Origin of the sequence: Photobacterium alginatilyticum, assembly GCF_009910675.1 — a bacterium.
In the GTDB taxonomy this organism is placed as follows: Bacteria; Pseudomonadota; Gammaproteobacteria; order Enterobacterales; family Vibrionaceae; genus Photobacterium; species Photobacterium alginatilyticum.
Map to the genome: position 1 here is coordinate 109,249 of NZ_RSEJ01000019.1, position 11,019 is coordinate 120,267.

General features: G+C 52.6%; 13 protein-coding genes and 7 tRNA genes. 17 read left to right on the forward strand and 3 right to left on the reverse strand.

What is annotated here, in order from left to right; translation table 11 throughout:
- Positions 1–16 precede the first annotated feature (16 nt).
- The 7 genes from EIZ48_RS17940 to hemW all read left to right on the forward strand — a co-directional run bounded on the left by EIZ48_RS17940 (position 17) and on the right by hemW (position 4,945).
- Positions 17–727 carry a YggS family pyridoxal phosphate-dependent enzyme gene (locus EIZ48_RS17940; RefSeq protein ID WP_160654279.1) on the forward strand — a complete coding sequence of 237 codons (711 nt, stop codon included), beginning with the start codon at positions 17–19 and terminating at the stop codon, positions 725–727.
- Positions 728–760: 33 nt separating this feature from the next.
- On the forward strand, positions 761–1,579 hold the full coding sequence (gene proC / locus EIZ48_RS17945; protein ID WP_160654282.1) for a pyrroline-5-carboxylate reductase: 819 nt from the start codon (positions 761–763) through the stop codon (positions 1,577–1,579).
- A 9-nt stretch (positions 1,580–1,588) separates the two neighbouring features.
- Positions 1,589–2,146 (forward strand): YggT family protein, encoded by a 558-nt coding sequence (locus EIZ48_RS17950; RefSeq protein ID WP_160654285.1) that lies wholly within the window; start codon positions 1,589–1,591, stop codon positions 2,144–2,146.
- A complete protein-coding gene (gene yggU, locus EIZ48_RS17955; RefSeq protein WP_205298601.1) occupies positions 2,143–2,436 on the forward strand; it encodes a DUF167 family protein YggU in 294 nt (97 codons plus the stop codon). Before EIZ48_RS17950 ends, yggU begins: the two co-directional genes overlap by 4 nt.
- Before the next feature lie 155 nt (positions 2,437–2,591).
- Positions 2,592–3,020 (forward strand): DUF4426 domain-containing protein, encoded by a 429-nt coding sequence (locus tag EIZ48_RS17960; RefSeq protein ID WP_160654288.1) that lies wholly within the window; start codon positions 2,592–2,594, stop codon positions 3,018–3,020.
- Between the two features lie 174 nt (positions 3,021–3,194).
- Positions 3,195–3,788: an XTP/dITP diphosphatase gene (locus EIZ48_RS17965; RefSeq protein WP_160654291.1), complete on the forward strand. Its 594-nt coding sequence runs from the start codon at positions 3,195–3,197 to the stop codon at positions 3,786–3,788.
- The gene (hemW, locus tag EIZ48_RS17970) at positions 3,788–4,945 is read left to right on the forward strand and encodes a radical SAM family heme chaperone HemW (protein ID WP_160654294.1); all 1,158 of its coding nucleotides are present in this window, start codon (positions 3,788–3,790) and stop codon (positions 4,943–4,945) included. The genes EIZ48_RS17965 and hemW overlap by 1 nt, the downstream gene beginning before the upstream one ends.
- 1 nt (position 4,946) lies before the next feature.
- Here hemW and EIZ48_RS17975 read toward each other — a convergent pair whose 3' ends face one another.
- The 3 genes from EIZ48_RS17975 to trmB all read right to left on the reverse strand — a co-directional run bounded on the left by EIZ48_RS17975 (position 4,947) and on the right by trmB (position 7,172).
- Entirely contained in the window at positions 4,947–5,351 is a 405-nt protein-coding gene (locus EIZ48_RS17975) for a YggN family protein (protein ID WP_160654297.1), read from the reverse strand.
- Positions 5,352–5,406: 55 nt separating this feature from the next.
- The gene (gene glsB, locus EIZ48_RS17980) at positions 5,407–6,327 is read right to left on the reverse strand and encodes a glutaminase B (RefSeq protein ID WP_075763166.1); all 921 of its coding nucleotides are present in this window, start codon (positions 6,325–6,327) and stop codon (positions 5,407–5,409) included.
- Positions 6,328–6,434: 107 nt separating this feature from the next.
- The gene (gene trmB / locus EIZ48_RS17985) at positions 6,435–7,172 is read right to left on the reverse strand and encodes a tRNA (guanosine(46)-N7)-methyltransferase TrmB (protein WP_160654300.1); all 738 of its coding nucleotides are present in this window, start codon (positions 7,170–7,172) and stop codon (positions 6,435–6,437) included.
- A 254-nt stretch (positions 7,173–7,426) separates the two neighbouring features.
- Between trmB and mutY the strand changes: the two genes are divergently transcribed.
- The 10 genes from mutY (at position 7,427) to EIZ48_RS18035 (ending at position 11,016) form a co-directional block, all read left to right on the forward strand.
- On the forward strand, positions 7,427–8,491 hold the full coding sequence (gene mutY, locus EIZ48_RS17990) for an A/G-specific adenine glycosylase (RefSeq protein WP_160654303.1): 1,065 nt from the start codon (positions 7,427–7,429) through the stop codon (positions 8,489–8,491).
- Positions 8,492–8,607: 116 nt separating this feature from the next.
- A complete protein-coding gene (locus tag EIZ48_RS17995; protein ID WP_075763156.1) occupies positions 8,608–8,880 on the forward strand; it encodes an oxidative damage protection protein in 273 nt (90 codons plus the stop codon).
- A 115-nt stretch (positions 8,881–8,995) separates the two neighbouring features.
- Positions 8,996–10,129, forward strand: a complete 1,134-nt coding sequence (mltC, locus tag EIZ48_RS18000) for a membrane-bound lytic murein transglycosylase MltC (protein WP_160654307.1) — start codon at positions 8,996–8,998, stop codon at positions 10,127–10,129.
- 118 nt (positions 10,130–10,247) lie between these two features.
- Positions 10,248–10,323: transfer RNA gene (locus EIZ48_RS18005), tRNA-Phe, on the forward strand.
- A 40-nt stretch (positions 10,324–10,363) separates the two neighbouring features.
- Positions 10,364–10,439: transfer RNA gene (locus tag EIZ48_RS18010), tRNA-Asn, on the forward strand.
- Positions 10,440–10,484: 45 nt separating this feature from the next.
- A tRNA-Thr gene (locus EIZ48_RS18015) sits at positions 10,485–10,560 on the forward strand.
- A gap of 36 nt (positions 10,561–10,596) precedes the next feature.
- Positions 10,597–10,672, forward strand: a tRNA-Phe gene (locus EIZ48_RS18020).
- A 43-nt stretch (positions 10,673–10,715) separates the two neighbouring features.
- Positions 10,716–10,791, forward strand: a tRNA-Asn gene (locus tag EIZ48_RS18025).
- A gap of 10 nt (positions 10,792–10,801) precedes the next feature.
- Positions 10,802–10,877 (forward strand) — tRNA-Thr (locus EIZ48_RS18030).
- A 63-nt stretch (positions 10,878–10,940) separates the two neighbouring features.
- A tRNA-Phe gene (locus tag EIZ48_RS18035) sits at positions 10,941–11,016 on the forward strand.
- The last annotated feature ends 3 nt before the right edge of the window (positions 11,017–11,019 follow it).

Consider the following 11,019-nt stretch of genomic DNA (forward strand, 5'->3'; position numbering starts at 1 on the left):
CCCCACAGAATCGATTATGAGTAGTATCAAACAAAACATTGAGCAGGTCATCTCCCAGATAACCTCGGCAACAGAAAAATGCGGCCGGACAGCCGATTCCGTGCAGTTACTGGCGGTAAGCAAGACCAAACCTATTGTCGCCATCGAAGAAGCCATCGATGCGGGACAATTTGCGTTTGGCGAAAACTATGTCCAGGAAGGTGTCGAAAAGGTACAGCACTTTGCCACCAGCCCGCAGGCTGACAAACTTAGCTGGCATTTTATCGGTCCTATCCAGTCAAACAAAACCCGGCAGATTGCCGAGCATTTTGACTGGGTGCACTCAGTCGACCGGGCAAAAATCGCCCGTCGTCTCAGTGAGCAACGCCCGGAAAATATGCCACCATTAAATATACTATTGCAGGTCAATACCAGCGCCGAGGCCAGCAAATCCGGCGTTGCCTTTGACGAGTTAGCCACACTGGCCGACGAAATTGCCGCCATGCCCAACATCGTGCTGCGCGGACTGATGTCCATTCCGCAAAAGGCGGATGACTATGATAGCCAATATGCAGCATTTCATGCATTGGCCGAGGCCCAGAAGGCATTACAAGGCAAACATCCGCAGCTCGATACCCTGTCAATGGGCATGAGCGGCGATATGGAAGCCGCCATCGCTGCAGGCAGTAGCATTGTCCGTATCGGCACCGCGATCTTCGGCGCACGTGACTACGGCACTAAACAGTAAATGGCTCTCAGGACTATTTGACAAGGACTCTACATGGAACAACGTTCAATCGCTTTTATCGGTGCCGGCAATATGGCCCGCTCTATCATTGCCGGGCTGGTATGCAGCGGCTACCCTGCCGACAAGATCACCGCCACCGCGCCGGGACCGGCTCGCCGTGAACCGCTTGCCCGCGACTACGGTATCCACACCGGTGACGACAACCTGCTGGCAGCCGAACAGACCGAGGTGATCGTGCTGGCCGTCAAGCCACAGCTGATGGAAGAGGTCTGCCGCCCGCTACAGGGCATCGACCTGACCGGTAAGCTGGTGATCTCAATCGCAGCGGGCATCTCCGCCCGGCGCCTTAACGAAATGCTAGCGACCGAGCTCGATCTCGTCAGGGTAATGCCCAATACGCCATCGCTTATTGGCAAAGGCATGAGCGGTATGTTTGCCACAACCACAGTATCAACAGCAGACAAGGCCTTTGCCGAAAACTTAATGCGAGCTGTCGGCGAAGTGTGCTGGGTAGAGCAGGAATCGGGAATTAACGGTATTATAGCGGCAGCAGGCAGTGCCCCTGCCTACTTCTTCCTGTTTATGGAAGCGATGCAGGCCGAAGCCATCAGACAGGGCTTCGATCCGCAGACAGCCCGTCTGCTGGTCCAGCAGTCTGCAGCAGGAGCTGCAGAAATGGTGGTTGCCAACCCGGATACCGAGCTGGCAACCTTGCGCGAGCAGGTAACATCCAAAGGTGGAACCACGGCAGAAGCACTGCGGACGTTTAACGAACACCAACTTAGTGATACCGTAGCCAAAGCAATGCGTGCTGCGATTTCCCGCGCTGAAGAAATGGAAAAATTATTTTAAGGTTTAGTTATGAATTCAATTGGTTTTCTGGTCAGTACCCTATTTGACCTCTACATCATGGTTGTATTGCTACGGATCTGGCTCCAGTGGGCTCGGGCAGATTTCTATAACCCGTTCTCCCAGTTTATCGTCAAGGCAACCCAGCCGGTTGTCGCGCCGCTGCGTCGTATTATCCCGTCGATTGGCTCGCTGGATCTTGCCACGCTGCTGTTTGCCTATGTCCTTAGCATCGCCAAGTTTGTCATTCTCCAGCTAGTACTGACTGGCGGCGGCATGGCATTCAGTCCTGACTTCTTGTGGGTTGGCGCCCTGGCGCTGCTAAAAGCTGCCGGTGGTCTGCTATTCTGGGTACTGCTGCTACGCGCAATTCTGAGCTGGGTCAGCCAGGGCCGCAGCCCGGTTGAATACGTCATGCACCAGCTGACCGAGCCGATGACAGCCCCTATCCGCCGTATTATTCCGGCAATGGGCGGCCTGGATCTGAGTGTTCTGGTTCTGTTTATCGGCCTGCAGTTTGCCAACTTCCTGATGGGCGATATCATCGGTCCGATCTGGCACCAGCTATGAGTCTGAATGCGATAACTCGCAGCGGAGACGATTTGGTGATCCGGCTGTATATTCAACCCAAAGCCAGCCGGGACCAAATCGTCGGCCTTCATGGCGACGAGCTCAAAGTTGCCATTACCGCCCCGCCGGTCGACGGCAAGGCCAATGCTCATCTTACCAAATACCTGGCCAAGCAGTTCCGGGTTGCCAAGGGGCAAGTGGTGATTGAAAAAGGCGAGCTCGGCCGCCACAAACAGGTACGTATCGAGACCCCGCGGGAAACGCCCGCAATCGTTTCTGATCTGCTGTAAACATTCGCAGACTCAAGCACTCAACAAACCTACAGCTCAGCCGCCTGGCTGGGCTGCTACAACAATCATCAGCTGACTATACTAAAAAGAATGAAATACCCACCAGGCTATAGGGGTCGTATCAATAACCGGTGAGTATCCAAAAGGATAAAATCATGACTCGAATTTTATGTTTATTATCAGCACTACTCTTTACCGCCCTTCCCGTTAATGCTGAACAGCTAACCAATATCGGTAACCTTGAAGTCCACTACTCCAGCTTTCCTTCCACCTTTCTGACTCCCGAGGTCGCCAACACCTACCGCATTCAGCGCAGCCGTTACTCGGCCGTTGTCAATGTCACCGTGCTGGACAAAACCCAGGAAGGCAAACCAGCAGTTACTGCCGTCTTGTCCGGACAGGCCAAGAACCTGCTTGGCTCTATCAAGAAACTCTCCTTCCGCGAGGTTCGCGAAGGCTCTGCCATCTACTATATTGCCGAGCTAAGCCATGCCAACGAGGAGAGCTTCAGCTTTACCATCGATGTCTCCCAGGGCGGAAACAGCGGCCAGATAGCATTCAAACAGACATTTTATGTCGACTAGGCCGCCGCCACGCATACCCGGAAGGAGCCAGTGGCTCCTTTTTTATTATCAGGAAGCTAAACAACAAAGCTATCAGAAAACAGTCCGCGCTCAATTGAGTGGTGGCTGAGCCAGATTGGTATTATCATAGCGCCCCGTTATTATCAGTCCGCACGAATTCACCGAGGAACAATGATGAGCAAACTAGTACTGGCCACTGGCAACCAGGGCAAAGTAAAAGAAATGGCAAGCCTGCTTGCAGACTTTGGGTTTGATGTCGTCGCCCAGAGCGACTACAACGTTTCTTCGGTTGCCGAAACCGGCACAACCTTTATCGAAAATGCCATTATAAAAGCTCGTCATGCCGCGAAGGAGACAGGCCTGCCGGCCATTGCCGATGACTCCGGCCTGGAAGTGGATTACCTCAAGGGCGCGCCGGGTATCTACTCAGCCCGCTTTGCCGGCGAAGATGCCAGTGATCAGCAGAATCTGGAAAAACTACTGAAGGAGATGGAAGGTGTTCCTGCCGAGCAGCGTACAGCCCGCTTCCACTGCGTACTGGTTATGATGCGTCACGAAAATGATCCGACACCTCTGGTTTGCCACGGCAGCTGGGAAGGCAGCATCCTAAGCGAGGCCCACGGCGAGAATGGCTTCGGCTATGATCCCGTCTTCTGGGTGCCGGAAGATCAGTGCGCCTCCGCCGAGCTGGAGCCTGCCCGCAAGAAGCAGCTTTCACACCGCGGCAAAGCCCTGCAGAAACTCTTTGCCGCCCTGAAGGACGCCTAATGCTAGTTCCACCGCCACTCAGCCTATATGTCCACATTCCATGGTGTGTACAGAAATGTCCCTACTGTGACTTTAACTCGCACGCCCTGAAAGCGGAGATCCCCGAGCTCGATTATATCGATGCCCTTATCGAGGATCTGGACACCGATCTGGCCGCCTATCGGCTGACAGAAGACAGCCGTTCGCTGCATTCAATTTTTATCGGCGGTGGTACACCGAGCCTGATCTCCCCCGAGGAGATCGGCCGTCTGCTAAAGGCAATCGAGGTCCGTATTCCGTTCAGCGAGAATATTGAAATCACCATGGAAGCCAACCCGGGTACCATCGAAGCCGGGCGTTTTACTGCCTACCGCGAGGTCGGCGTCAACCGGATCTCAATCGGGATCCAGAGCTTCCAGGACGAGAAGCTAAAGCGTCTAGGCCGTATCCATGGCAGCGACGAAGCAACCAGGGCAGCCAATCTGGCGACTGACGCCGGGTTGAACAGCTTTAACATTGACCTGATGCACGGGCTGCCAGATCAGTCGATTGACGATGCTCTGTCGGATCTCAAGCAGGCTATCGCCCTCAATCCACCGCACTTGTCCTGGTACCAACTCACTATCGAGCCCAATACCCTGTTCTACTCCAAGCCGCCGACTCTGCCTGATGATGACGACCTGTGGGATATCTTTGAACAGGGCCACCAGCTACTGACCGAAGCGAGCTATGTCCAGTACGAGATTTCCGGCTATAGCAAGCCCGGCCTGCAATGCCGTCACAACCTCAACTACTGGCGCTTCGGGGATTATCTCGGGATTGGCTGCGGCGCCCATGGCAAGATCAGTTTTGCTGACGGGACAATAACCCGAACCGTCAAGGTCAAGCACCCGCGTGGCTACCTGAACCCGCAGAAGCCGTATCTGGATCAGGAAACTCAGGTTGAGGATAGCGAAAGGCCATTTGAATTCTTCATGAACCGTTTTCGCCTGCTGGAGTCCTGTCCGAAACAGGACTTTGTCGAGCGTACCGGCCTGCCGTTAGACGCGATTCAGTCTTCGATAGACTGGGCTCTGGGGGAAAACTACCTGACCGATAACGGCAGCGAGTGGCAGATCACCAAACAGGGCAAGCTGTTCCTCAATGACCTGCTGGCCGCCTTCGTCGACGAGGAGTAACTTACTCCAGAGTCACGCTCTGCCATTGCCTCAGCGCCGGGATCAAAGACTGGATCTCATGTTCTTTTTTCTGGCGCCTGGCAACCCGATCACACAGCTCCTGATCAATAAACTGAGAATGGGATAGTACATAGGGCAGATCGTCGGTCATCATGCGATGGTAGGAGGCCAGCACAGCAAGCTGCTGGTCATTGAGCTTAACCTTGTGAACACCGTAATAAAGCTGCCCGCTCGGCTTGACCAGAAACGTATCAGCACCACTTTCAAGCCGTATCTCGCTATCTTGCAAGGTAATCGCATTATGCCACTGTGGTTGGCACAGTGGCGCTGATATCACGCTAGGGCTGGCTAACAAGCCGAGTAAAATAAACCACAGGCTTATTGTGTGACAATGGCTCTTACGCATACGCATCCCCCATTAATCAGGGCATGCACCGCTCATCGCAAGCCGCCATCACCCGTTAAAAAATAGAACGTCCAATTCTCTCTGCCAGCAACTCCAGTGCCGCAGTTCCTGCCAGTGAGTTCCCGGAAGGATCCAGCTCCGGCGACCATACCGCAATCGACATTTCACCCGGCACGATCGCGATAATACCGCCACCGACTCCGGACTTACCCGGCATGCCCACCCGATAGGCAAACTCACCGGCACCGTCATATAACCCGCAGGTCGCAAGCAAGGCATTGGTTTGCTTACTCTGAGTCTGGCTGATGATCGTTTTTTTCGCGCCTAAAGGAAGCCCTTTATTGGCCAGATAGCTAAATGTCCTCGCCAAATCAACGCAACTCATCTTCAAAGCGCAATAGCTGAAGTAATTGGTCAGCACCGGCATCACTTCATTTTCAAAGTTGCCGAATGAGCGCATCAGGTAGGCAATAGAGGCATTGCGATCACTGTGCTGCATTTCGGAGCCCGCAACCTCCTTGTCATAGACAATATGCGGATTGCAGGCCAGTTCGCGTACCTGTTCCAGCATCCGGTACTGGGGAGCAGAAAGTCGACTATGCAGCAGATCCGACACCACCAAAGCCCCGGCATTGATAAACGGGTTGCGCGGAATGCCGTTTTCCAGCTCAAGCTGGATCATGGAATTGAAGGCGTGCCCCGAAGGCTCCTTGCCGACGCGCTGCCAGATCTCATCGGGCTCGTACAGGGTCATTGCCATTGTCAGGCTCAATACCTTGGAGATAGACTGGATCGAGAAGCCTTCCTCGCTGTCACCGGCCTGAATAATTTCACCATCGTTATAGCAGACTGCAATCCCCAGCTTATCTGCCGGCACTTTGGCCAATGCCGGGATATAGTTAGCGACCTTACCCTGGCCAATCAATGGCCTGACTTCGTCTAAAATCTCACTGAGCAACGTTTCTGTTGGCTTCATTATTTTTTTCTCCAAGGATAAAAAAGCCAACACGAGGCTGGCTTTTTCTTCAATTGCATTGGATTTTCGTTGTTCCCGGTTCGAATGCCGAACCGTCAACGGGGAAATTATTCAGTTCGTTCGAACTTCATATCCCATACGCCGTGGCCCAAACGGTGGCCGCGAGCTTCAAATTTAGTCAGAGGGCGATCTTCCGGACGCGGAATGTAATCACCGTCAGTTGCCGTATTGCGGTAGCCTGGCGCCGCGTTCATCACTTCAACCATGTGCTCTGCATAGTTTTCCCAGTCTGTCGCCATATGGAAAATGCCGCCGATTTTCAGCTTCTTACGCAGCATTTGTGCAAATTCAGGCTGAACAATACGGCGCTTGTGGTGACGCGCCTTGTGCCAAGGGTCAGGGAAGAACAGCTGAACCATGTCCAGGCTGCCATCCGGGATCATATGATCAAACACTTCGACACCGTCGTGGCACATAACGCGCAGGTTTGTCAGGCCGGCTTCTTCTGCTGCCATCAAACAGGCACCGACACCCGGGCTGTGTACTTCGATACCGACATAGTTCTTCTCTGGCGCATTCTTCGCCATTTCAACCAGAGAGGCCCCCATACCAAAACCAATTTCCAGTACGACCGGTGCTTCGCGGTTAAACACTTCTTTCCAGTTGATTAGTTCCTGAGCGAAGTCAATACCCATTGTCGGCCAGTTGTTTTCCATCGCCAGCTCCTGGCCCTTGGTTAAACGGCCTTCACGACGGACAAAGCTACGAATTTTTCGTACCAGTTTGCCGTCTTCGGTAAATTCAGTCATGGTCACTTCACCTGACTTTTTTGAAACTTCGCTCATGCTTACTATCCAAACAAAAAAGAAACGGAACGGCATTATCCAAAGTTATAGGCTAAGTTCAAGTCTATCGATTGCGACAATACCCAGATTGTGGTGCAATCTCGCTCAATAAAACCCAATAATAACTTTCGCCGCGGTGCGAACTGCACGGTGTCAGGAAGTATAAGTGATTGCCAGATCTGACTCAATTTTAACCGATACAGGCCGTCAGCATCACCAGGCGAACACACTACAAGTAAAGTGAGCGAATTTCTGTGACTAATACCTTCTCTGAGGCCATTTTGACGTGGTACGACAAATTCGGCCGCAAAACGTTGCCTTGGCAGCTCAACAAAACCCCTTACAAAGTCTGGCTGTCGGAGATCATGCTCCAGCAAACCCAGGTCGCCACGGTGATCCCGTATTTCGAACGTTTTATTGCCCGTTTCCCGACCGTTCAGGATCTCGCTGCTGCAGAGCAGGATGAGGTGCTGCATTTATGGACCGGTCTCGGCTATTACGCCCGTGCCCGCAACCTTCACAAAGCCGCACAGGTTATTGTGACCGAGCACAACGGGGAATTCCCGACCGATATCGACAGTGTTATCGCCCTGCCGGGGATCGGCCGCTCGACCGCCGGTGCCGTGCTATCCCTGTCACTCAACCAACACCACCCTATCCTCGACGGTAATGTAAAACGCACCCTGGCCCGGTGTTATGCTATCGAGGGCTGGCCGGGGAAAAAGCCGGTTGAAAATGCCCTGTGGGACATTGCCGAGAAAAACACCCCGGCAACAGGTGTCGAGCGCTATAACCAGGCAATGATGGATATGGGCGCAATGGTCTGCACCCGCAGCAAGCCAAAATGCGAGTTATGCCCGGTAGCCGAAATGTGTCAGGCCAAGGTCCAGCAGCGCCAGATGGACTTTCCCGGCAAGAAACCGAAAAAAACACTGCCCGAAAAACAGGCCTGGTTTGCCATTTTTCAATGCGGCGAGGAAGTCTGGCTCGAGCAGCGGCCACCGGCCGGGATCTGGGGAGGGCTATGGTGTTTTCCGCAAAATGATCATCAGGATCTTGGCGGTATTATCGAGCAGCGCCTTGGCTCTTCTGGCCAAAACATCGAGGCCACCGAGCAGCTCAATGCGTTCCGCCATACCTTTAGCCACTATCACCTCGATATTGTGCCCGTTAAAATCACACTCAGTGCTATTCCAGATATGATTGGCGAGTCCGGCAAGGGCCAGTGGTACAACCTCAACCAGCCGCCCAAAGTCGGTCTGGCCGCGCCTGTTCAGCAAATTCTGGAAAGTTTGCATTACGAGCTGAAACAGCACTAATAACCCTGGCTAGGTAAGGGCTAAGTGCCCCTTTCTCGGTGAAATATAGAAGCGCAAGCTGCACTCTGGTATAACTAGCAACGTACTCATGAAGGTTAGGATTAAGGAGCCACTCGATGAGCCGTACTGTATTTTGTGCCCGTCTGAAAAAAGAAGCGGAAGGTTTGGATTTCCAACTTTATCCGGGCGAGCTGGGTAAACGTATTTTCGACAATATTTCGAAAGAAGCCTGGGCGGAGTGGCAAGGTAAGCAAACCATGCTGATCAACGAGAAGAAGCTGAACATGATGGATCCGGAGCACCGCAAGCTGCTGGAAACAGAAATGGTCAACTTCCTGTTTGAAGGTCAGGATGTGATCATCGACGGTTATACGCCGCCGAGCGAGTAGTAATCGCCCTGACTTCACGAATAATCGCTTCTCCGGGATAAAAAGCTTACCCGGAGTGTCAGATAATGACATCATTTGCCAACAAACAAGTGATGTCTTTTTTTTACCGGAAACTATGAAAAAACGCGCTCTTATACTGTCACTTCTACTGCTGAGCGGATGCAGTCGCGAATTTGTCGAAAAATTTTACGACGTCGACTACACCACAACCAACCGCTTTGCCAAAAACCTCGCCCCGCTGCCGGGCCAGTTTACCAAGGATGCAGCGGCCCTTGATCGCCTGATGAACAACTTCAGCGGCCAGGTAAAGCGCTACTGGGGGGACAGTGACTCCCTGGTGGCTGGCAAGCGCCAGTACGTCAAATATACCGATGGCTACAAAAGTCGTGCTCATGTCGATTTCGTACGCGGCGTCGTGATTGTCGAGACAGTTGCCACCACAGAGCCGGAGAACCATCTCAAAGAAGCCATTACGACCACGCTACTCACCCCGGATAACCCGGGCGGCGTTGATTTGTATTCAGACTCGGGCATTGATTTCAACGGCAAGCCTTTCCTCTACGGCCAGGTTCTTGATCAGGATGGCAAGCCTATCGAGTGGTCATGGCGAGCGAACCAGTTTGCCGACTACCTGATTAATAACGGGCTGAAAAAGCGCAAGGTTCGTTACCAGCAGGCTTATTATGTCGAGATCCCAATGGTTGCCGATCACGCCAACAAGCGAAGCTACAAGTACGCCAGTATTGTTCGTGATGCCTCAAGGCGCTACGGTATTCCCGAGGATCTGATCTATGCCATCATCAAGACCGAGAGCAGCTTCAACCCCTATGCCGTCAGCCATGCCAATGCCTATGGCCTGATGCAGGTCGTTCCCAACACCGCGGGCGCCGATGTTTTCAAGCTGGTAAAAAACAAATCAGGCAAGCCCTCGCCTGAATACCTGTTTGATCCGGCCAAGAACATTGATACCGGTACCGCCTATTTTTATATCCTGCGAAACCGCTACCTCAAGGAAGTCCGTGATCCGCTATCGCTGCACTACAGCATGATTTCGGCCTATAACGGTGGTACCGGCGGGGTCTTAAAAACCTTCCACCGTGATCGGAAGCGGGCAATGAACGATCTCAACAACCTCAAACCCAACCAGGTTTACTGGGCGCTCACCAATAAGCACCCCAAAGCCGAGGCAAGGCGTTATCTGCAGAAAGTGACGACTTTCCAGAAGGAATTCAATCAGGGAAAAATCTGATGCGATGACAATGAAATAGCCGCCAATGCCGCCCATGTATAAAAAGCGAGCAAGCAGGCATTTTTATTAAAAAAGTTGTTGACGAACAGGCTGAAAACCCGTTTAATAGCGCTCCGTTGCCTCGATAGCTCAGTCGGTAGAGCAGAGGATTGAAAATCCTCGTGTCGGTGGTTCGATTCCGCCTCGAGGCACCATTCTTCTTTTTTGAACAATGGTGCAAGCAACGAAAGCTATTCCCCCTTAGTTCAGTTGGTAGAACGGCGGACTGTTAATCCGTATGTCGCAGGTTCGAGTCCCGCAGGGGGAGCCAAATTTAGTTTTTGAGCCCAGGTTTGAAAACAACAAGAATAAGTGTGCCGACTTAGCTCAGTAGGTAGAGCAACTGACTTGTAATCAGTAGGTCACCAGTTCGACTCCGGTAGTCGGCACCATTTATTGCAAAGCAGAGACTTAACCATCCTGCTTTTGCCTCGATAGCTCAGTCGGTAGAGCAGAGGATTGAAAATCCTCGTGTCGGTGGTTCGATTCCGCCTCGAGGCACCATTATTCATCCGGTGCGAATTTGTCGTATTAGATAAAGAATAATTCCCCCTTAGTTCAGTTGGTAGAACGGCGGACTGTTAATCCGTATGTCGCAGGTTCGAGTCCCGCAGGGGGAGCCACATTTAGTGTGCCGACTTAGCTCAGTAGGTAGAGCAACTGACTTGTAATCAGTAGGTCACCAGTTCGACTCCGGTAGTCGGCACCATTTATTAGCAACTGTTGCGTAAAGCAGCATTGCAAAAGTTAAAGCCTAACCGCTTTTGCTTTTGCCTCGATAGCTCAGTCGGTAGAGCAGAGGATTGAAAATCCTCGTGTCGGTGGTTCGATTCCGCCTCGAGGCACCATAT

Coding starts and splice junctions, on each gene's coding strand:
- EIZ48_RS17940 (WP_160654279.1), top strand. CDS start 17: ATGAGTAGTATCAAACAAAACATTGAGCAGGTCATCTCCCAGATAACC.
- proC (WP_160654282.1), top strand. CDS start 761: ATGGAACAACGTTCAATCGCTTTTATCGGTGCCGGCAATATGGCCCGC.
- EIZ48_RS17950 (WP_160654285.1), top strand. CDS start 1,589: ATGAATTCAATTGGTTTTCTGGTCAGTACCCTATTTGACCTCTACATC.
- yggU (WP_205298601.1), top strand. CDS start 2,143: ATGAGTCTGAATGCGATAACTCGCAGCGGAGACGATTTGGTGATCCGG.
- EIZ48_RS17960 (WP_160654288.1), top strand. CDS start 2,592: ATGACTCGAATTTTATGTTTATTATCAGCACTACTCTTTACCGCCCTT.
- EIZ48_RS17965 (WP_160654291.1), top strand. CDS start 3,195: ATGAGCAAACTAGTACTGGCCACTGGCAACCAGGGCAAAGTAAAAGAA.
- hemW (WP_160654294.1), top strand. CDS start 3,788: ATGCTAGTTCCACCGCCACTCAGCCTATATGTCCACATTCCATGGTGT.
- EIZ48_RS17975 (WP_160654297.1), bottom strand. CDS start 5,351: ATGCGTAAGAGCCATTGTCACACAATAAGCCTGTGGTTTATTTTACTC.
- glsB (WP_075763166.1), bottom strand. CDS start 6,327: ATGAAGCCAACAGAAACGTTGCTCAGTGAGATTTTAGACGAAGTCAGG.
- trmB (WP_160654300.1), bottom strand. CDS start 7,172: ATGAGCGAAGTTTCAAAAAAGTCAGGTGAAGTGACCATGACTGAATTT.
- EIZ48_RS17995 (WP_075763156.1), top strand. CDS start 8,608: ATGAGCCGTACTGTATTTTGTGCCCGTCTGAAAAAAGAAGCGGAAGGT.
- mltC (WP_160654307.1), top strand. CDS start 8,996: ATGAAAAAACGCGCTCTTATACTGTCACTTCTACTGCTGAGCGGATGC.